Source organism: Campylobacter concisus (genome assembly GCF_002913715.1).
Lineage (GTDB): Bacteria > Campylobacterota > Campylobacteria > Campylobacterales > Campylobacteraceae > Campylobacter_A > Campylobacter_A concisus_AG.
Map to the genome: position 1 here is coordinate 363,486 of NZ_PPCE01000009.1, position 20,192 is coordinate 383,677.

Below are 20,192 nucleotides of genomic sequence, written 5' to 3' on the forward strand. Positions count from 1 at the left end.
AACACAGGAATAATATGGAAAGAATTCTAGTAGTTGATGATAACAAAGCATTAGCAAAGCTAATCGTCATGCAGATGGAAAAGAGTATTGAGGATATGGCGATCGACGTTGCGTATGATTTTGCCGAAGCCAAGATGCTTATTAGCGAGCACGGCAAAGATTATTTTATGACTATCTTGGATCTAAATTTGCCCGACGCACCAAATGGCGAAATTGTTGATTATGCGCTTTCCAAAGGGCTTTCGGCTATCGTTTTAACAGGTAGCATTGATGATGAAACAAGGCAAAATTTTATAAATAAAGATATTGTGGATTATGTTTATAAAGGAAATATGGATGATATCAACTATATCTTTCAAATGATAAATAGACTAAGCAAAAATAGACAATACAAAGTCCTAGTCGTTGAGGACTCACTGCCTTTTAGAAATATGATAAAAAAGATCTTAACTAGCCTTCAGTTTAAGGTCATAGCAGCAGCCCACGGCGAAGAGGCGATGAGCTATTTTGCTGATAATCCTGATATAAATTTAATCATAACTGACTATAGAATGCCTGTTAAAGATGGTTTAGAAGTCTTAAAAGAGGTGAGAAAAGAGAAAGATAAAAATCACCTTGGCGTGATCGTGATGACCTCGCCTAGCGACAAAACAGATGCTTCGATATTTTTAAAAAATGGAGCTAGCGACTTTATAGCAAAGCCATTTTCTAAAGAAGAGCTCATTTGCCGTGTAAATAACACTATCGAGGCGATGGAGAATATAAATAAGATAGCAAATTTTGCTAACCGCGACTTTTTAACTGGCGCTTACAATAAAAGATTTTTTTATCAAGACATAGAAGAATACGTCCAAGCAGCTGAAGAGCTTGATGAACCTTATGCATTTGCTATGCTTGATATAGATCATTTTAAAAAAATAAACGATACATACGGGCATGATGGTGGCGATAAGATACTAAAATCACTCGCAAAAATACTAATTGACAACACAAAAGGAAGCGATGTGATCGCTAGGTTTGGCGGCGAGGAGTTTTACGTCGTTCTTAAAAAGATAATAAGAGAAGAGGCGATTAAATTCTTTGTAAATTTAAGAACAAAAGTGGCTGAAAATGAGGTAATGATAAAAGATAAGATCGTAAGAGTGACCGTATCTATCGGCATATCTTTTGGAAAAGGTCACTGCGAGATAGATGATATGCTTGAAGCTTGTGACTCAGCGCTTTATGTCGCAAAAGAAAATGGTAGAAACAGGGTAGAAATAGCTTTATGATTATAGATACGCATTGCCATTTGGATAGTAAAGTTTATGATCCTGACCTTGATAAAATTTTAGGTGAAGCTAGAAATTTAGGGCTAAAAGGCTTTATTATCCCTGGAGCTGATATCAATGATTTACCAAAAGCGGCTAAAATAGCGCATGAAAATTCTGACATTTTCTTTGCCACTGGAGTTCATCCATATGATAAAGAGAGTTTTGATATTGAAATTTTAAGAAATTTTGCTAAAGATGAAAAGTGTGTGGCGATTGGTGAATGCGGTCTTGACTACTTTCGCTTACCAAAAGATGAAAATGAAAAGATAAAAGAAAAAGAGGATCAAAAACGTATTTTTTTAGCTCAACTTGATCTAGCTGTTGAGTTAAAAAAACCCGTTATTCTTCACGTTAGGGAGGCTAATGAGGACTCTTTTAATATCTTAAAAGAGTATGCACCAAAGCTTGAAGCTGGAGTGATTTTGCACTGTTATAATGCTTCGCCACTTCTTTTAGAGCTTTGTAAATTTGGGAATTTTTACTTTGGCATAGGCGGTGTTTTAACATTTAAAAATGCTAAAAATTTAGTTGAAATTTTGCCAAAAATCCCATTTGATAGGATAGTTATTGAAACTGACGCTCCTTATCTCACGCCAGAACCAAATCGTGGCAAGAGAAATGAGCCGGCGTTTACGACATTTGTTGCTAAAAAGATAGCTGAAATTTTAAACCTTGAGTTTGAAGTTATTTGTGAAAAAACTTCAAATAATGCCAAAAGGTTGTTTAAGTGCTTTGCTTAAATTTTGGGCATTGCACTTGTTTAAGATGCTAGCATCTTAAGTTTTGACACGAAAAAGGATAGAAATGAAAGCAATGCTTAAAATATTTTTAATGTTTGCATGTAGTACCTTGCTACTGGCAAATACACCTGAAAAAAGCTCATACGATACTCAGGTAAAAATTTTAAAAGAGCTGGATATTGACGCTAGCTTTATGAAGACTTCTCACTATGCAAAGATGAGACAAGGTATCAAACAATCACAACTTGAAACATTTACAGAAGCTCTAAAAAATGGTTATATGTATATACCGATGGTAAAAGAGCAGATCAAAAAATCCGGCGTACCTGAGTCATTTTTTTATCTAGCTATGATAGAATCAGGCTTTTCAAATCACACAGTCTCAAACGCAAAAGCTACTGGCATGTGGCAGTTTATGGAGCAAACGGCTAGACTGCATGGTCTAAAGGTGGGACAGTATGTCGATGAGAGAAAAGATCCAGTAGAGTCTACTATTGCGGCTACAAATTATTTAAAGTCGCTTAAAAATCAATTTGGCAAGTGGTATCTAGCAGCTATGGCCTATAACTGCGGCGATGGAGCCTTAAAAAGAGCTATACAAAAAGCTGGCACAGATGATCTTGTAACACTTCTTGATGCTGAGAAAAAATACCTTCCAGCCGAAACTAGAAATTTTGTTATCAAAATTTTAAGAGCATCATATACTGCAAAAGACGCGGACTTCTTGATGTCTAAAGATTCATCTTTATTAAATATAAATGGAGGACTAAAGCTTGTAAAAGTAAAAGTACCTGGCGGTACAAATTTAGCTCAAATAGGCGATAGTATCGGTCTTAGTACAAAAAAGATGAAAAATAACAATCCGCACTTAAAATTTGTATTTACTCCACCAACTCTAAAAGATTATTATGTTTATATCCCTGAAAACAAAAAACAGCTTTTTGCAGAAAATTTCAAGCCATTTAATGGTAAAAATAATTTTTATGCCTACGTTGTAAAAAAGGGCGAAACATTACTTTCTATCTCTAAAAAAACAGGTGTTAGTCATAGAGCGATCAAAGACTACAATGAGCTTAGCACAAATGCCGTAAGCTATAATCAAAAACTAATTATTCCATTTTCCGCACAAAATAAATCTCAAAACTATATAGTACAAACTGGTGATACGATAGCTTCTTTATCTAAAAAATTTAATGTAAGCGAAAAAGATTTAAAAGATGCAAATTCTTTTGCTAGTTCAAATTTAAATGTTGGAGCAAATATTGTCATACCATAAGAGCCTAAAATTTTATATAGGACTAAGTTTTACTCTTCTAGTTACTGGTTGCTCTTGGAGTGGGGCACCATTTACACCAAGTGGCCCAACTAATGTAAAGGGCAACAATTCAGCTTCTATTCAAAAAGCAACAATGAGGCCTTACACGATAAATGGCAAAACATACTACCCAACCGTTGTAAGTGTGGGCGATAGGGCAAGTGGCACAGCAAGCTGGTATGGTCCAAATTTTCATGGTAAAACAACCTCAAACGGCGAAATTTATAATATGTACAACATGACCGCAGCACACAAAACTTTGCCGATGAATACGATCCTTAAAGTAACAAATTTAAGAAATCAAAAAAGCGTCATTGTTCGTGTAAATGATCGTGGACCTTTTGTGGCTGATAGAGTTTTAGATCTTTCAAAGGCGGCTGCAACTAAACTTGATATTATCGGTACAGGCACAGCTCCAGTTAGTATGGAAGTCATAGGCTTTAATGAAGATATTAATGCTATTGCAAGCATTAACACTCAAGCAAAACCGACAAGCACTGGCATAAAAGTGCCAAATCCAGTCTCTCCGACAGCTCCAACTGGAGGCATTATTATTTCGTCAGAGCAACGAGTCGTAGGTGGAGATTTTATGGTGCAAATTGGCTCATTTAAAAACCTTGAGGGCGCAAACAGATATCAAAGAGAGCATCAAAGCATAGATGGTTATAAGTCGGTAGTTAGGACATTTACTATAGATGGCTCGACCATTTATAGGGTATTTTTAAATGGCTTTAGAAGTGAGGACGAGGCTAGGGATTATGCAAGAAGCGGTAAATTCCAAGGTGCATTTATAGTAAGAGGTTAGGGCGTGAGAGAAGAAATTTTAGAACTAACTAGAAATACAAAAGAGACACAAATCTCAATGAAACTTAAAATTTATGGCTCTGGTGTTGCAAAGATAGATACTGGCATTGGTTTTTTTGACCATATGCTTGAAGCTTTTACAAAGCATTCTTTGCTTGATCTTGAAATTTCATGCAAGGGCGATACCCATGTTGATTTTCATCATAGCGTTGAGGATGTCGGCATAGTTTTGGGTCAGCTTTTAAAAGAGGCCCTGTATCCTTTAAGTGGCGTTGAGAGATTTGGTGAGGCAAGTGTTGTTATGGATGAGGCGGCTGTTTTTTGTGCGCTAGATCTTAGCAACAGAGCCTACCTTGTCTATGAAAATTTTAATGAAAATGCCAAAGTAGGGGAGTTTGACACTGAGCTTGTGGAGGAGTTTTTTAGGGCAGTTGCTATAAATTCTGGTATCACGCTTCATCTAAATCAAATTCGCGGTAAAAACACTCACCACATCATCGAAGCAACATTTAAATCATTTGCCGTCGCATTTCGTAGAGCGCTTGCTAAAAACGCAAGGATTGGCACACCAAGCACAAAAGGTGTTTTATGATAGAGATTATATTTTTAGATGTTGATGGCTGCCTGACTGATGGCAAGATCATCTACAATGCAAATGGCGAAGAGCTTAAATTTTTTGATGTAAAAGATGGCTACGCGATAGAAAGCTGGCTAAAGCTTGGTAAAAAAGTAGCTATCATCACTGGCAGAAAGTCAGCCATTGTTGAGCGAAGAGCAGAGGATCTAAAGATAAATCACGTCTATCAAGGTGTTGGTGATAAATTTGAAGTGGCGAGTGAGATATTAAAATTTGAAGGGCTTAGCTTTAAAAATGCAGCAGCTATCGGCGATGATTACAATGACTATAAAATTTTGAATGCAGTTGCTTGGAGCTTTAAGCCAAAAGATGCGATAAAAGAGCTTGACGTAAAGACAAAGCTAAAGCATAAAGGTGGCAATGGCGCGGTTAGAGAGATGATCGAGCTTATTATAAAATCAGAAAATTTATATGACGAGTGGTCTAAGCGTTGGTTGTAAAAATTTTCTACTTCGTCGTGGCAATTTTTAGTGTCGTGATGATATTTTTGGCGGCCCAAGATCCATATCTTGCAAATGTTTTAAAGATTGATACAAAGATATCAAATATGCAGATAAATGACGTGATAGATTATGAGATAAATTCCACGAAAATAAGCGGAGTCTACGAGGCTGATGAGCTAAATAGATACAATGATAAAGATGAATTTTTGAGTTTTAAAGCAAAAATTTTAAGAGGAAATTTAAAACATTTTCTAAGCTCAGACAAAGCAATCTCACAAAATGACGAAATCATCTTTCAAAAGAATGCAAACTATGAAAACAACGATAGTTTGAGATTTATAAGTGACGAAGTGATATATGGAACAAAAACAAAAATAGTAAGATCTGAAGCAAATTTCACGCTCATAAGAAATAATGATAAGGCACTGGGTGAGAGTGGAAGCTATGATCTTGCTAAAAAACAAACGCAGGTAAAAGGGTTAAGGGCATGGGTAGAAGAAAATCAGCAATTTTAGCGGTGATATTGGGTTTTACATTTTTAAATGCAGAGCAAGTTGAAATCACGTCAAATGATTTTTTTGCAGATGAGAATAAGCAAACTAGTGAATTTATAGGTAATGTAAATATCAAAAAGGGCTCATTTGATGAGCTTAAGGCAGATAAAGTGGTCGTCTATTTTGACAAAAAACGCCAGCCTATAAAATATGTGGCCACTGGCAATGCTAGAGCAAAAATTTTTATAAAAGATAAGCACTACGACGGTAAAGGCAATACTCTTACATACGAGCCAGCAAAACAGATCTATACTGTTAGTGGAAATGGCTATTTGCATGAGGTAGAAACTGATAAAAATGTTTATGGTGAAAAGATCGTTGTCAATCAAAAAGATGGCACATATAGTGTAAATAGTGATGAAAAAAAGCCTGTTAAGTTTATCTTTCAGGTAGAGGAAAAAGATAAGTGATAAGGCCACTAAGTGCTAAATTTATCACATCAAGTCTAAGCATAAAAGAGGCTCCAAGCTTCGTAACAAGCGAAGTCGTCTTTTTAGGCAGATCAAATGTTGGTAAAAGCAGCCTCATAAATACACTTGTAAATCAAAAAAATCTAGCCAAAAGCTCATCGACTCCTGGTAAAACTCAGCTTATAAATTTCTTTGAGGCCGAGTTTTGTGAGCAAAAAGATGAACAGGAAGAAAAAGATAAATTTAAGCTCATTTTGGTTGATTTGCCAGGCTTTGGCTATGCAAAAGTGGCAAAGTCAAAGCATGATGAATGGCGTAAAAATTTAGATGAGTTTTTGAAATTTAGAAGCGACATTAGACTTTTTGTACATCTAATTGATGCTAGGCATTTTGATTTAGATATAGACGTAAATGTGGATGCTTATCTAAAAAGCTTTTTAAGGGCTGATCAGAAAATTTTAAATTTATATACAAAAAGTGATAAGCTAAATCAAAGCCAAAAGAGTGCGGTAATGAAATTTGACCCAAGTGGTATCTTGGTCTCAACTCTTAATAAAAGCGGTATCGAAAAGGCTAGAGAAGCTATCATAAATAACGCTCTTGGTAGATAAAATGCAAACCATAAGTAGCTTAGATGTTAAAATTTTTAAAGAATTTTGGTGGGCTGTTTTTTTATTCTCATACGAGATCGCAACTACGCAATTTGGCTTTTTGCCACCACTCATTGGTATTTTTTTTACTTATATGATTTTGGAGTATTCAAGAAAACAAAAGCAATACGACGAGTTTAAGCACAATTGGTACTTTGCGATAATTTTTATAATATTTGCTGAGCAAATCCATGGATTTCATCTTTTTTCAACGATTATTGCATTTTTGCTTTTTTATAATTTTATTCTAGACTGGCTCTATACCACGATGAAGTGGCGAAATTGCCTACTTATCATCTTTGTAGCAGCTGGATACGCTTTAACCTTTCTTGTAAATAATCTATTTGCTTACGTTTTAAATGAGCAGAATTTAGCATTTTCGACTGAATATCTATTTTTTATAGCATTTGAAAGTATCCTTGCTATCGTTCTTTTTAGGGATAAAGTGCTATGAGGATGCGCATCGTCTTTAGTGTGATCGCTCTTTTTTGGATTATACTTTTGGGACGAATTTATCACCTAAGCATAAACTCAAATACTTACTACAACGAGATCGCGGAGCAAAACGCGATAAAGACTATTTATATTCCGCCAGTTAGGGGCATTATTTTTGACGCACATGATAAGCCAATGGCTGTTAATCGTCTTGGCTTTTCAGTATCCATTAGACCTCACTTAAGTGCTAATAAAAAGCTAAAAATTTTAGATGATGAGCTAGCTTACATTGGCTCACTATTTAGCGATCTAAATGTCACAAAGCTTAAAAATGAATACATAAAAAATGACTCAGCTTATAACCAAGATTTTATAAATGTGGTTGAATTTATTGATTATGATAAATTTTTGCCATTTTTTGCATCGCTTTCTTTGCGTGAAAATTTAGAGATAAGACCCGCTTCAAAACGCCACTATCCATATAACGATCTAGCTTCTCACATCATCGGCTATGTCGGCAGGGCAAATCAAAAAGATATGGATAATGATCCTTTGACAAAGCTTACAAATTACATTGGAAGAAGTGGTGTGGAGCGGTTTTATAATCCGATCTTACAAGGAATTCAGGGATTTAAAAAGATAAAGGTAAATGCCTTAAATGAAGAGATCGAACAGATAAGCTATCAAGCACCACAAAGTCAAAATATCAAGCTTGCAGTCGATCTCGAGCTTCAGCAGTTCGTGGCTGATGTCTTTGGTAAGGATGCAGGAAGCGTTATCGTTATGAGTTTAAAAGACGGCGCTATCATCGCTGCTGGTAGCTTTCCAGAGTATGATCTGAATCCATTTGTGCTTGGAATTTCTCAGCCTGAATGGGAAGAGCTTGTAAAAAACGTCGATCATCCTTTTACAAACAAGCTAATAAACGGCCTTTATCCGCCAGGATCTGTCGTAAAAATGGGTATGGCACTTGCGTTTTTGGATAATGGCATGAGTAAATACGATAGCTTTTTTTGTAGTGGCTCGTATGAGCTTGGAGGACGTAAATTTCGCTGCTGGAACTCTCACGGACATGGAAATGTTAATATGAATACGGCAATTAGAGAGAGCTGTGATGATTATTTTTATAAAGGTAGTCAAAAGATCGGCATAGATGCTATTGTACCGATACTTGAGCGTATGGGATTTGGTAGAAAAACAGAGGTTGATTTGCCAAATGAGTTTGTAGGAACTTTGCCAAGTAGAGAGTGGAAGATGAGGAAGTATGGTAAAGCGTGGTTTCAAGGCGAGACCCTTATCACTTCTATCGGACAGGGAAATTTCTTAGTCACGCCTATGCAAGTAGCAAAATATACAGCAGGCCTTGCAACCGGGCTAAACGTGACTCCACATTTTTTAAAGAGCATTGATGGCAAGGATGTTGATTTTACACCAACAGATGATGCTTTTACGCCGTTTGAAAAGTCACAGCTACCAGCCATTAGGCATGCAATGTATGAAGTGGCAAATCATCCAAGAGGCACGGCAAATAGGCATTTTATTGGAAGCCTAGTTAAAGTTGCTGCAAAGACCGGTACTGCTCAGGTCGTTGGAATTTCTCAAACCGAAAAGAAGCGTATGAAAGAAGAAGATATGGCGTATTTGCAAAGATCTCATGCGTGGATGACTACATATGCGCCTTATGAAGATCCGCAATATGTCATCACAATGGTTATCGAGCATGGTGGTCATGGCGGAAGCGCGGCTGGACCAAAAATCGCTCAAATTTATAATAAACTCGTTGAAATGGGATATATAAATTTAGAAAAAATCCAAAGTGATCAAAATAAAAAACAAGACAATAAGAAAAAATAAGATCACTAAAAAGTCTTGGCAGTGACCACTTACTTAGAAATTTTTACCTTGTGCTTAGTGTATTTTGGCTAAATTTATCAACTACTTTTTAATCCTCTTTATTAAATTTTGGCAAACTTGACTGAGAATTTATGTTTTTGGTAGCTAGCAAGAACCTAAGCGTTGATATATCTTTAAATTTGTTAAATGCCCTTGCTTAACAAAATGTGTTGATTAGGAAAAATATCAATTTCCAAAATATTTAAATATATAAAAACGTAGCAAAGTAAGATATCTCTTTGCTATTTTATAGAAGCTCATAAGGAAAATTTTGATTTTTATATGAGATTTTATCAGTGGCATTTGCCTTTTTAAAGCCATTTAGCCTTAGCCTGCAGCTATCGCAAAGTCCGCATGCCTCGTCCTCACTATCGTAGCAGCTCCAAGTAAGCTCTAGCGGCGAGCCAAGCTCAAGAGATTTTGCTACGATGTCAGCCTTGCTTAAATTTACAAGTGGAGTAATTATCTCGCACGAAAAACTAGGCGATGTGCCTAAATTTATAGCCTCGTTTATGCTTTTTATGAAGCTTTCTTTGCAGTCAGGATAGCCTGAACTATCTTCTTCTACGACACCGATATAGATAGCTTGTGCATTTTCTTTTTCAGCAAGTGCGGCAGCGACCGAGATAAAAATACCATTTCGAAAAGGCACGTAAGTATTTGGTACATCTTTTTCTACTCCATCTTTTCTTATTTGCAAGCTTTCATCAGTCAAAGAATTTCCGCCTATTTGGGCAATAAAACTAACATCCAAACTCATCTTTTTTGTAATGCCTAGTCTTTCGCAAATTTCGTTAAATGCACGTTTTTCACGTTTCATCGTCCTTTGGCCATAGTCAAAATGAAGCGCTACGATATCATATCCAGCCCTTTTTGCCATTACAGCACAAAGCGTACTATCCATACCGCCGCTCATTATACAAACTGCTTTTTTCATATTTTGCCTTTTATTTTTGCTAGAATTATACAAAAAGTTACTAAGGAAAGAGCCTAAAATGATACTTTGCGAAGAGAGCTATCCAAAAATTTTAGATGAAATTTGTGAATATTTGACACAAGGAGAAATCGAGCTAGTTTTTGTTGATAAAGAAGAGATGAGAGAACTAAATAAAACTGAGCGAGGCATTGATAAAACGACAGATGTTTTAAGCTTTCCGCTTGAGCTTGTCATTCACGCCCCACTTGGCTCAATCGTTATAAACAAAGATATGGTAAAAGAGAAAGCTGCAGAGCTAAATCATAGTGAAGAGGCCGAAACCGCGCTACTTTTTACACATGGATTGCTTCATATCTTGGGATTTGATCATGAAAAAGATGATGGCGAAATGAGAGAAAAAGAGTGCGAGGTTATCAAGAAATTTGAGCTACCTAAAAGTCTAATCGTAAGAAGCGAGGACGTTAGGCTAATTGATCTTATAAATAATAAAAACTTAAAAGAGTAGATTTTCTTCAGATGTTTTGTGAAGCTCTTCTAAAAGCTCCTCTTTTTGGCATAAAATCAATATATAGATAAAATTTTTAAGCTTTTTTATCTCACTTAAATTTTGAAAGTAGATTGCATTTTGTACTTTTAATAACGAGCCTTCTGGTAAGCAAATTTTTATCTCATCAGGGCTAAATTTTTTATTTAAAAATATACTTTGGCTTATGAATAAATCTTCATCGCTTTCAGTAATTATGGCTCTAAAGCTATTTCCAAAACTAGTAGGAAGAAAATTTTTGTCTATAAAAATCGGATCAAAATGCCCGTGAATCCTACCTTCGTAAGGCTTAAATGAAATTTTATTGCTATCAAGAAATTTTAAAAGTCCATAAAACATCCCAGCAAAAACTCGTGGTATGTTTAAGTTTTGATAGTATGTTTGTTTAAAGACTGTGTTTGTAAAAAAGATCGAGCTCGGATTTATCTCGTGCATAGTAGTATCTGTGTAAATGGTCTCAAAAAGAGGCGATATTCGCTGAAGTGTTCTTGTATCATCGCCAAAAAAGATATCAAAGACCTTTGCATGAAAAATTTGATTAAAAAGCTCAGTGATATTTTTTGACATGACGTGTGCGTTAGAGCCAAGTTTTGATTTTTCTAAAAAGTCATTTATAAAAGGATTTACGGCGCAAAATTTTAAATCTTTGTGAGTAGCCTCAAATCTCATGAGTTTTATCATGGCAGTTTGTAAGCTACTAACTTTTAAAAAGGCGATCTCTTTGTCGATAATTGGCACATTATCTTCGCTAATTATGGCGTATGCGCCTTGTTTAATCGCTGTTTCTATGTCGCTATCGTTTGCGTTTAAGCAAATATAGGCAAAGCCACGTCTTACATGCTTTAGCTCGAAAACAAACTCGCTTACGCTAGTGATTGTCGGTGCATTTAGAGCCTCGGCATTTATTAGACGAGTTAAATTTTCTATTGTCATTTAGCCAACGATCGCACCGTTTTTAACTTTGCCTTGCGTACCAAGAAGCGTTAGCGAGCCATCAGATGCGCTTAGGATCATGCCTTGAGAGACATATTTTTTCATCATCGTTCGCTCTTTTAAATTTGCTAAAACGCAAACTTGTTTGCCCACAAGCGAGCTAGGCTCGTAGTATTTGGCGATTCCAGAAAGAATTTGACGTGGCTGCTCCTCGCCAAGATCTATCTTAAATTTAAGCAGCTTCTCGCTACCTTCAACTCTCTCGCACTCTAGCACTTCACCTATTTTTATCACCACCTTTGCAAAGTCATCAATGCTAATGATTTCGTCCTCTTTTTTCTCCTCTTTTGGCTCAGCTTTTGCCTCAACCTTTGGCTCATTTGCCTCGCTCATTAGCTCTTTTTCTATCCTTGGAAATAGCGGCTCGGTAGCTTTTGCTACAAAATTTGAAATTTCATTTTTTAAGACAAGACTTTCATAAGAAGCCGTATCTATGCTAAAGCCAAGCGTGTCAGCTATCTTAGTACAAGTTTTAGGCATAGCTGGACTAAGTAGTATCGCTACTTTTGCAACTAAATTTGCACAAAGTGACACAAGAGCGTTTGCCTCGTCAGTTTTGCCAGCTTTGATAAGCGACCATGGCTCATACTTCGCAACGGCTGCATTTGCAAGTGTTACGACCTTCCAAAGATCCTCTAAATAGCGGTTTGTAGCTAAATTTTCTAAATTTTTTATAGCCTCATCAAGGTAGCCTTTTGCCTCATCAAGCTCAGCTTTGTGAAATTTGAGTACATCTTTTGAGTCGATTTTATAGTCGCTATACTTTGCACTCATGCCAACAATGCGGCTTAGTAAGTTACCAAGACCGTTGCCAAGTTCCGAGTTTATGCGCTCGATCAAAGCCTTTTGGCTATAGTCGCCATCTTGTCCAAACGGCACTTCTCTAAGCAAAAAGTATCTGAAATTTTCAAGTCCATAAGCGTTTGCAACCTCTCTTGGGTTTATAACATTACCCTTACTTTTGCTCATCTTTTCGCCATTTATGGTCCACCAGCCATGCGCTGCTACGTGTTTTGGTAGTGGTAAACCAAGACTCATCAAAAATGCCGGCCAGTAAACTGCGTGAAAGCGCAAGATATCTTTGCCAACGATGTGCGTCGTATATGGCCAAAAGTCCATTCTAGCGTCATCTCTTGAATATCCTAGTGTTGTTAGGTAGTTTATAAGCGCGTCAAGCCAGACATACATAACGTGCTTTTCATCGTTTGCGCTCTTTGGTAGCTTTATGCCCCAGTCAAAGCTCGTTCTGGTTACCGAAAGATCTTTTAGTCCACCTTTTACAAAGCTTACGACCTCGTTTTTCTTACCTTTTGGGATGACGCAAAGCTCATCGTTTTCGTACCATTTTAAAAGCGCGTCTTCATATTTTGAAAGCTTGAAAAAGTAGCTCTCTTCTTTGACTAAAGACGTCACTCGGCCGCAGTCTGGACAGTGATTGTCTTCTAGTAGATCTCTTTGATTAAAAAATGTCTCGCAGCTAACGCAGTAAAATCCCTCATATTCGCCTTTATAAATGTCGCCATTTGCTTGCATCTTTTCAAAGACATTTTGCACGGTTTGTTTGTGCTCTTCGTCGGTTGTTCTTATAAAATGATCATAGCTTATCTCAAACTCATCCCAAAGTGATCTAAATTTCGCACTGATCTCATCAGCATACTCTTTTGGTGTCTTACCTCTTGCGCGAGCTGCTTGTTCGATCTTTTGACCATGCTCATCTGTGCCAGTCATAAAGTAGGTCTCTTTGCCTTGCAAGCGGTTAAATCTAGCAAGCGTATCAGCGATTATAGTCGTGTAGGCGTGACCGATGTGTGGCACGTCGTTTACATAGTATATTGGAGTCGTTATATAAGCTTTTTCTTTCATATTTTTCCTTTTATTTTAAAAATCAAATCCGCCATCGCTGCCAGTATTGCCTTTTGACATCGAGTTATAGCAGCTATTTACGTACTCTTTTCTTGTCTCGCAGTCAAAAAATACTTCGCAGTTAAAGCAGCTTTTTTGCCCTTTTTGGCTTTGGCACTCTTGCAAAATTTTTGCTTTTTGCTTTAAGGCTAGCTCAAATGCGTCAAGTGGCTCGTTTGCTTGTGTTTCTTGCATTATTTTTGCTCGTAAAATTTATGCAAAAGAGAAATTTCATCACGTGAGCCAAAAAAGCATGGCGTTGTTTGGTGAATTTTTTCTATTTTTATATCAAAAAGTGTTTGGTTTTTGCCGTTTGTCGTTGCGCCCTTTGCGTTTTCATATATGAAGGCAAATGGCAACACTTCAAAGACCACTCTTAGCTTGCCATTTGGATGATCGCTCGTTGCTGGATAGCTAAAAAGGCCGCCACCTTTTAGCAAAATTTGATGCAAATCGCTCACCATCGCACCTGAGTATCTTAGTCTGTAACCCTCGTTAAATAGCTCGTTTATAAAATTTCTATGCGTTTGGCTCCAGCCCTTTTGCGTGGCTCCAGTGGCGTTTAGCTTGCCTTTTTCTTTTAGCTTAAGCTCTTTTACAAATTTAAACTCGCCATCTTTGCCAAGTCTATAAAATTTAGGCAAGGCGCCCTTTTTCTCAGCAATTACCAGCTCAAGTCTTGGGCCATATATGCTGTAAGCTGCGGCTATTAAATTTTCTGGTTTTACCTCGTTTTCGTAGATGCCAAAAATCGAGCCAACAGCAAAATTTACATCAACTAGGCTTGAGCCATCAAGTGGATCGTAAGCGATTATAAATTTAGCATTTTTGTTTATCTCAAGCTCGTCCTCTTTTTCTTCGCTAATTAGTGCTTTTACGCAGGCAAGCTCCTTAAATTTAGCCGTGATGATCTCGTCGCTTTTGACATCAAGCTTTAGCTGTGTGTCGCCGGTTGCATTTTCGTGAGTTGTGTAGCCAAGATCGGCGTATTTTATCACTTCGCTTATCTCTTTTGCGATCTCTTTTATGGTGTTAAAAATTTGGTTTAATTCTTGCATTATACAGCCTTTGCATTTTTGATTATCCACGCACAAATGGCGTCTATATCGTCTAAATTTATATTTTTTATCTCGTAAGGAATTTGTTTTTTGTATGTTGCGATCGCATCTGAAAAGCTAAGATATTTTTCATCTATCTCATCTTTAAAAACACTTAATCTTGGTAGTGGAAGCGTCTTTAAACCCTCGACTAAGAGCATGTCAAACTCACCTAGCATTTTAATGACATCGCTAATTTCTTGTGGATTTTGTGAAAAATAAGTTGTTCTAGTTGGACTCATTACCACCACATCTGCTCCAGTTTGTGAAAATTTAAAGCTATCCTTGCCTTCAACATCAAATTTAGCCTTGTCGCCCGGGTCGTGTTTTACTATCGCGACTTTCAAACCATCATCTATAAATTTTTTTGCTACCTTTAAAATAAGAGTCGTTTTCCCGCTATTTGAAGGGCCAGAAAAAGCAATAGCAAGTCTTTTCATAAGAACCTTTTTTTGTTAAAATTTCTCGCGATTATAACTTATGTTGGCTTTAAAATTTATGAGTGAAATTTAAAAATTAAAATGCTAAAATGGCAGAAATTTTAGAAATTTAAGAGTTTTTATGAGTAAATTTATATCGTTTTTTGTATTCATTTTGATGATATTTGGCTGTGCTGGTGAAAAAGTAATCGTGCATGAGCCGTTAAAAAATGAGCTTCTAGCTTACACGAGCAAAAGTGAGATTATTGATGGTGCTGACAGGACGCTCATCATCGCTACCTATCTAAATCCTATTTATAACTCAAATTTAGATGTAAGCAAAGAGCACTTTTTGGTGGCCATAAATCCAAAAGAGCACGCTAGTGAGCTAAATAATATCAAGGTAAATAACGACTCAAATGCCACAAGCGCAAGGCTGCTTGATGAAAACGACGAGATGCTTAAATTTGCTGGATTTTCTATGCCTTGGGCGCTCTATTACGAAGTGACCGCACCAAGTAAGCAAAGCGATGATCTAGCGCTTAGTTTCGAAATTTATCAGTCAAAGCAGGTTTTGTTAAATTTTCGAAAAGTTGCGAAATCTTTATATTGGAACCAGTAAGCGCCATATAGATCACGTAGTTGGCAAGCACCTTTTTGCCGTAGTTTCTAGTTTCTCCGACTGGGACAAGCTCGATCGACAAAAATGGCTCAAATTTTCCCTCTTTAAACATATCATCTCTTGTGATAAGCTTTTTGGTAAAGCCAATACCGCCGTTGTACGCGTATGCGGTAAAGAGCGGATGATAGAGAAATTTATTAAGATAGTTTAGGTGATGGTTTGCAAATTTAAATGCAATATCTGTTTTAAAAAGATCATCCTGGTCAAAATTTGGGATTTTTAACTCTTTTTTACCGATCGCATTTGCGAGAAATGGCATAAACTGCATCATGCCAAGGGCGTATGAAGTAGAAACTACGCTTGGGATAAAGAGACTCTCTTGTCTAGCTAGGGCGTAGATCATCGATTTTCTCTCGTTGCTGATGCCCTCAAGCTCAGGAGAACTTGGCATCAAGAAGTATTGTTTCTCCCAGCCATGCGCCTTTTGCATGAAAAATGCATAGGCACCGATACTTTCGTTTGTATAAAATTTCTTCGCAAATTCGCTTGCTTGCGTGGCATTCATATCCTTTGCAAGGGCTGCAGTTTTGTTCCATAAAAACGGATCGCTCACGTCAAAATTTTCGATATTTTGCTTGCTAGGTTTTGGTACGATGACCTCGAGTGGTTCGCCACCGATCAAATCTCTTGCGTAAAGCGAGTAGATATTTGCATCCTTGCTGGCACTTAGCTCTTTTAAAAAGCTTTCGTTTTTACTTATCTGGTACTGCCAAAAGGTCGCATTATCCCTTTGCCACGCCCTTTCAAATGTACCCTTGGCTCTTACAAAAAGACTAAAAGCGATATCGTCTTGTTCTAGTAGAATCGCATTTAATCCAAGTGTAAAAGCATCACTTTTTTCAGTGACAGCTGGATCAATACTTAGTAAATTTCTTCTAAAACCTTCATATTTTTTATTAAAAACAATATCGTTTAATAAATTTGTGAAGCCCTTTTGCGAGTAGAGCTTGGTCATGAAATTTGCATCAAAGCTTTCGCTAAAAAGTGTACTTTTATTTTGCGGGCTAGAGGCGTTAAACAGCTCTAAAAAACTCTTTGTATCGTTTAGTTTTACAAATGCTTGAGCCGGATTTGCCTCATTTAGTGCGAGCAAAATTTTTGATTTTTCTGGATTTGTCTTTGCAAGATTGGTCGCTAAAATTTCACGAGTATGATTGTCAAGCTTTAAACTAAAAGCAATAGATGTTAGCAAATTTTGGCAGGTTAGATTTGCCTGAGTGATATTTTTTGCATTTATACCAGGACATTTGCTAGGAGCTGCTTTCGGCGGTAAAATTTTATCGATTGATTTTTGAACAAGGCCTGCTTTTCTAAATACATCACGCGAAAGATCTGCGATCTGCTCTTTTGTGTAACTACCCTCGTTGATAAGGCGGTTGATGTAGTAGTCTTTTGCTAGGCTTTTTGGCTCATTTTTTAGCTCTTCGTAGGTATAAATTTTAGCTAAAAGAGCAACACAGGCAAGAGAGAGAATACTAAAGTGACGCAGCAAAACCAAACAAAAGCCTTATTAAAAATTGATCTAAAAATTGAAGCGCTAAAAGTACGATAAGCGGAGTAAAGTCAATACCACTAAAATTTGTTTTTATATAGCGTCTAATAAAGCTATAAACCGGCTCAGTTAGCCTATAAAGCAGCTGCACGACCGGTGAGCTAGGATCAGGTCTGACCCAGCTAATGAGAGCCGCTGCTATGACGATCCACGTATAGACCGTGATAATAAGGTGTAAAATGTTTGCGACCGCTGAAAATAGGGTGGAAAGTATCATTTTTGCTCCTAGATTAAAATTTTTGCTAGATCATCTTTGATGAGTGGATAGAGCTCACTAAGCTCAGGGCCGTGAAGGTCGTTTGTAAGCAGCGCACGTAGCGGCATGAAAAAGTTTTTACCTTTTAAATTTGTAGCACTCATAAGCTCTTTTTTAAACTCATCAAATGTTTCGCACGGTTTTAAATTACAAGCTGCTTTTTTGATGATTTCAAATTCATTTTTATACTCATCTGGAGCTATTTTTGGTGAATATATAGCTTCTACTTTTGCCTTTATCTCAGGTACTAGAGAGCTTTCTTGTGTGTAAAATTTAACTAGCTCAACCTTGCTCTCATCCACGCCAAAGATCTCTTTTATACGCTCTTTTGAGGCAAGCTTGATGTGCTCTCTATTTATCTGCTCAAGTTTTTTCACGTCAAATCTAGCAGGTGAGCGTGAAATTTTGGTTATATCAAACCACTTTACTGCATCTTCTATCGTAAAAATTTCAGTTGGAGTTTTGTTGCCAAGAAGTATCAGATAGTTTGCGATCGCCTCTGGTAAAAATCCCTGCTCAAAGAGCCATTTTACGCTTGATTCGTTCTCGCGCTTGCTCATTTTTTTACCTTCAATATTTAAAAGGATAGGCAAATGCGCGTAATTCATCTTGCCGGTGTAGCCAAGACCCTCGCGTATGAGGTCTTGCTTTGGTGTATTGCTCACGTGGTCCTCGCCACGTATGACAAAGGTCACGCCCTCAAGCATATCATCGACTGCGCAGGCGAAGTTGTAAGTTGGTGTTTTGTCTGCTCTCATGATGACAAAGCTATCAACAGCGTCTGGCTCGAAGCTTAGCTCGCCCTTGATCGTATCTGTAAAGCTCATAGTGCGTGTTGGCTTTTTCATGCGGATGACAAATGGCTTCTCGCAGTTTAAAACTTCAGCGTCGCTTAGTCTCTCGCAGGTGCCGTCATATCTATATGCCACGCCTTGCTCTTTTGCTTTTTGTTTTTTTGCTTCGAGCTCTTCTTCGGTGCAAAAGCAAGCAAATGCCTTTTTATCGATGAGAAGCTTTGATGCAAGCTGTCTGTGGAATTTTAAATTTTCACTTTGGATGTAAATTTGCTTTGGTTTTATGCCAAATTTGCTCAAAATTTCTAAGATATCTTTCTCTTTTCCCTCGATATTTCGCTCTTTGTCAGTATCTTCTATGCGTAAAATAAAGCCACTTTTATCTTGCAAAGAACAAATATAATTAAAAATAGCGGCACGTAAATTTCCTATGTGCATATCTCCTGTTGGAGAGGGTGCAAAACGATACATAAGCTCATTCCTTACGTTAAATTTTGAGTTTGGATTATAACACCAGCTTGATAAATTTAAAGTTATGTAATTTGATTTTTTTAGCCGAAGCAAAGCATTTCTTGAATAAAATCCGAACAAAAATTTAACATTTTTAGGAGAAACAATGAGTTTTATAAGCGAATTTAAAGAATTTGCGATGCGCGGAAATGTCATAGATATGGCTGTTGGTGTTGTTATAGGTGGCGCGTTTGGAAAGATCGTTTCATCACTAGTTGGTGATGTTATCATGCCAGTTGTTGGCGTTTTAACTGGCGGTGTAAATTTCACTGATCTTAAACTTACATTAAAAGAAGCAGTAGATGGCGTACCTGCTGTTACGATAAATTATGGCTCATTTATACAGACAATGGTTGATTTTTTAATAATTGCATTTTGTATTTTCTGCGTTATCAAAGCTTTAAATACACTTAAAAATAAATTACCAAAAGAGGAGCCAGCTCCAGCAGAGCCTGAAACTCCAGCTGACATTACACTTTTAACTGAGATTAGAGATCTACTTAAAAAATAATTTCATAAATTCAAAGGGAGAATTCCCTTTGAAAATCTATTAAAATTTATCTTATTTTTATATGCTAAAATGTTTTTTATTTTAAAGAGGCGAGTGAAAATATGATAGAAAAAATCCCGTTTTTTCAAGGCTTAAACGAAGAAGATTTAGCCAAACTTGAAGCCATAAGTGTCGTAAAAAAGTATAAAAAGGGTGAATTTTTATTTATAGAAGGCGAGGAGCCAAAATGGTTAATATTTTTGATAAGCGGCTCTGTTAAGCTTTATAAAACCACGGCAAACGGAAAAGAAATTTTTATTCATCAGTTAGCACCTATGAATTTTGTAGCTGAAGTCGTAAATTTTGAAAATATTGTCTACCCAGCTAGTGCCATTTTTACCATATCTGGCGAGGTATTAAAGATAAATTATGAAAAATTTGCGGCTGAATTTTTAATAAAACCAGAAATTTGTATGAAATTTTTAAAATCAATGTCTGAAAAGATAAGAATCACAACAAATCTACTTCATCAAGAGTTAATTTTAAGCTCAGAAGAAAAAGTGGCTAGGTTTATTTTAGACCATGAAGATTTATTTAACGAGCTAAAACATACAAAAATTTCATCAATACTTAATATGACTCCAGAAACTTTTTCGAGAATTTTAAATAAATTTAAAACAAATGGTTTAGTTAAACTTGATGAAAAGAACCAAATTTTAGAAAAAGATGTAGGTGGACTGCAAGAAATTTATTCTTATTGAAAGTTAATATCAAATAAATATTTTTATTTACTTAAAGAAAAAATTTATATATTTTTTGATA

General features: G+C 36.6%; 24 protein-coding genes. 15 read left to right on the forward strand and 9 right to left on the reverse strand.

What is annotated here, in order from left to right:
* The first annotated feature begins 14 nt into the window (after positions 1-14).
* From CYO92_RS05795 to mrdA, 11 genes are all read left to right on the forward strand, one after another.
* Positions 15-1,271, forward strand: coding sequence for a GGDEF domain-containing response regulator (locus CYO92_RS05795; protein ID WP_103589020.1), 1,257 nt, complete (start codon positions 15-17; stop codon positions 1,269-1,271).
* Positions 1,268-2,053 carry a TatD family hydrolase gene (locus CYO92_RS05800; RefSeq protein WP_103589021.1) on the forward strand — a complete coding sequence of 262 codons (786 nt, stop codon included), beginning with the start codon at positions 1,268-1,270 and terminating at the stop codon, positions 2,051-2,053. The genes CYO92_RS05795 and CYO92_RS05800 overlap by 4 nt, the downstream gene beginning before the upstream one ends.
* 64 nt (positions 2,054-2,117) lie before the next feature.
* Complete coding sequence (locus CYO92_RS05805) at positions 2,118-3,329, forward strand: lytic transglycosylase domain-containing protein (RefSeq protein WP_103589022.1); 1,212 nt, start codon at positions 2,118-2,120, stop codon at positions 3,327-3,329.
* The gene (locus tag CYO92_RS05810; protein ID WP_103589023.1) at positions 3,316-4,173 is read left to right on the forward strand and encodes a septal ring lytic transglycosylase RlpA family protein; all 858 of its coding nucleotides are present in this window, start codon (positions 3,316-3,318) and stop codon (positions 4,171-4,173) included. The genes CYO92_RS05805 and CYO92_RS05810 overlap by 14 nt, the downstream gene beginning before the upstream one ends.
* A 15-nt stretch (positions 4,174-4,188) precedes the next feature.
* A complete protein-coding gene (hisB, locus tag CYO92_RS05815; RefSeq protein WP_180997830.1) occupies positions 4,189-4,764 on the forward strand; it encodes an imidazoleglycerol-phosphate dehydratase HisB in 576 nt (191 codons plus the stop codon).
* Positions 4,761-5,249 carry a KdsC family phosphatase gene (locus tag CYO92_RS05820; RefSeq protein ID WP_087584728.1) on the forward strand — a complete coding sequence of 163 codons (489 nt, stop codon included), beginning with the start codon at positions 4,761-4,763 and terminating at the stop codon, positions 5,247-5,249. The genes hisB and CYO92_RS05820 overlap by 4 nt, the downstream gene beginning before the upstream one ends.
* A 17-nt stretch (positions 5,250-5,266) precedes the next feature.
* Positions 5,267-5,767 carry an LPS export ABC transporter periplasmic protein LptC gene (locus CYO92_RS05825; RefSeq protein ID WP_258033828.1) on the forward strand — a complete coding sequence of 167 codons (501 nt, stop codon included), beginning with the start codon at positions 5,267-5,269 and terminating at the stop codon, positions 5,765-5,767.
* The gene (gene lptA, locus CYO92_RS05830) at positions 5,740-6,216 is read left to right on the forward strand and encodes a lipopolysaccharide transport periplasmic protein LptA (RefSeq protein ID WP_072594780.1); all 477 of its coding nucleotides are present in this window, start codon (positions 5,740-5,742) and stop codon (positions 6,214-6,216) included. The genes CYO92_RS05825 and lptA overlap by 28 nt, the downstream gene beginning before the upstream one ends.
* Complete coding sequence (yihA, locus tag CYO92_RS05835) at positions 6,213-6,827, forward strand: ribosome biogenesis GTP-binding protein YihA/YsxC (RefSeq protein ID WP_103589026.1); 615 nt, start codon at positions 6,213-6,215, stop codon at positions 6,825-6,827. The genes lptA and yihA overlap by 4 nt, the downstream gene beginning before the upstream one ends.
* Position 6,828: 1 nt before the next feature.
* The gene (locus tag CYO92_RS05840; protein ID WP_103589124.1) at positions 6,829-7,320 is read left to right on the forward strand and encodes a hypothetical protein; all 492 of its coding nucleotides are present in this window, start codon (positions 6,829-6,831) and stop codon (positions 7,318-7,320) included.
* A complete protein-coding gene (mrdA, locus tag CYO92_RS05845) occupies positions 7,317-9,155 on the forward strand; it encodes a penicillin-binding protein 2 (RefSeq protein ID WP_103589027.1) in 1,839 nt (612 codons plus the stop codon). The genes CYO92_RS05840 and mrdA overlap by 4 nt, the downstream gene beginning before the upstream one ends.
* Before the next feature lie 286 nt (positions 9,156-9,441).
* Here mrdA and queC read toward each other — a convergent pair whose 3' ends face one another.
* Positions 9,442-10,164, reverse strand: a complete 723-nt coding sequence (gene queC / locus CYO92_RS05850; protein WP_258030509.1) for a 7-cyano-7-deazaguanine synthase QueC — start codon at positions 10,162-10,164, stop codon at positions 9,442-9,444.
* A gap of 25 nt (positions 10,165-10,189) precedes the next feature.
* Here queC and ybeY point away from each other — a divergent pair, with 25 nt between their 5' ends.
* Positions 10,190-10,636: an rRNA maturation RNase YbeY gene (gene ybeY / locus CYO92_RS05855; protein WP_103560616.1), complete on the forward strand. Its 447-nt coding sequence runs from the start codon at positions 10,190-10,192 to the stop codon at positions 10,634-10,636.
* Here the strand turns inward: ybeY and CYO92_RS05860 are convergent.
* From CYO92_RS05860 to mobB, 5 genes are read right to left on the reverse strand one after another with little or no spacing between them, the layout of a single operon-like run.
* A complete protein-coding gene (locus CYO92_RS05860; protein WP_103589029.1) occupies positions 10,625-11,608 on the reverse strand; it encodes a ferrochelatase in 984 nt (327 codons plus the stop codon). The two genes, ybeY and CYO92_RS05860, sit on opposite strands and share 12 nt — an antisense overlap.
* Entirely contained in the window at positions 11,609-13,531 is a 1,923-nt protein-coding gene (metG, locus tag CYO92_RS05865; RefSeq protein WP_103589030.1) for a methionine--tRNA ligase, read from the reverse strand.
* Between the two features lie 15 nt (positions 13,532-13,546).
* Complete coding sequence (locus tag CYO92_RS05870) at positions 13,547-13,765, reverse strand: hypothetical protein (RefSeq protein WP_084040864.1); 219 nt, start codon at positions 13,763-13,765, stop codon at positions 13,547-13,549.
* On the reverse strand, positions 13,765-14,628 hold the full coding sequence (locus CYO92_RS05875) for a class 1 fructose-bisphosphatase (protein WP_258030508.1): 864 nt from the start codon (positions 14,626-14,628) through the stop codon (positions 13,765-13,767). Before CYO92_RS05875 ends, CYO92_RS05870 begins: the two co-directional genes overlap by 1 nt.
* Positions 14,628-15,107, reverse strand: a complete 480-nt coding sequence (gene mobB, locus CYO92_RS05880; RefSeq protein WP_084040860.1) for a molybdopterin-guanine dinucleotide biosynthesis protein B — start codon at positions 15,105-15,107, stop codon at positions 14,628-14,630. Before mobB ends, CYO92_RS05875 begins: the two co-directional genes overlap by 1 nt.
* 121 nt (positions 15,108-15,228) lie before the next feature.
* Here mobB and CYO92_RS05885 point away from each other — a divergent pair, with 121 nt between their 5' ends.
* Complete coding sequence (locus CYO92_RS05885) at positions 15,229-15,708, forward strand: hypothetical protein (RefSeq protein WP_103589032.1); 480 nt, start codon at positions 15,229-15,231, stop codon at positions 15,706-15,708.
* Here CYO92_RS05885 and CYO92_RS05890 read toward each other — a convergent pair.
* Genes CYO92_RS05890 through gltX form a run of 3 tightly spaced genes read right to left on the reverse strand, consistent with a single transcriptional unit; the run spans position 15,629 to position 18,841 of the window.
* Positions 15,629-17,266: a lytic transglycosylase domain-containing protein gene (locus tag CYO92_RS05890; protein ID WP_103589033.1), complete on the reverse strand. Its 1,638-nt coding sequence runs from the start codon at positions 17,264-17,266 to the stop codon at positions 15,629-15,631. The genes CYO92_RS05885 and CYO92_RS05890 overlap by 80 nt on opposite strands.
* On the reverse strand, positions 17,244-17,537 hold the full coding sequence (locus CYO92_RS05895; RefSeq protein WP_103589034.1) for a YggT family protein: 294 nt from the start codon (positions 17,535-17,537) through the stop codon (positions 17,244-17,246). The genes CYO92_RS05890 and CYO92_RS05895 overlap by 23 nt, the downstream gene beginning before the upstream one ends.
* Positions 17,538-17,545: 8 nt before the next feature.
* Positions 17,546-18,841, reverse strand: coding sequence for a glutamate--tRNA ligase (gene gltX, locus CYO92_RS05900; protein ID WP_103589035.1), 1,296 nt, complete (start codon positions 18,839-18,841; stop codon positions 17,546-17,548).
* A 145-nt stretch (positions 18,842-18,986) separates the two neighbouring features.
* Between gltX and mscL the strand changes: the two genes are divergently transcribed.
* Positions 18,987-19,391, forward strand: coding sequence for a large-conductance mechanosensitive channel protein MscL (gene mscL, locus CYO92_RS05905; protein WP_103579546.1), 405 nt, complete (start codon positions 18,987-18,989; stop codon positions 19,389-19,391).
* Positions 19,392-19,492: 101 nt separating this feature from the next.
* Complete coding sequence (locus CYO92_RS05910; protein ID WP_084108542.1) at positions 19,493-20,131, forward strand: Crp/Fnr family transcriptional regulator; 639 nt, start codon at positions 19,493-19,495, stop codon at positions 20,129-20,131.
* Positions 20,132-20,192 lie beyond the last annotated feature (61 nt).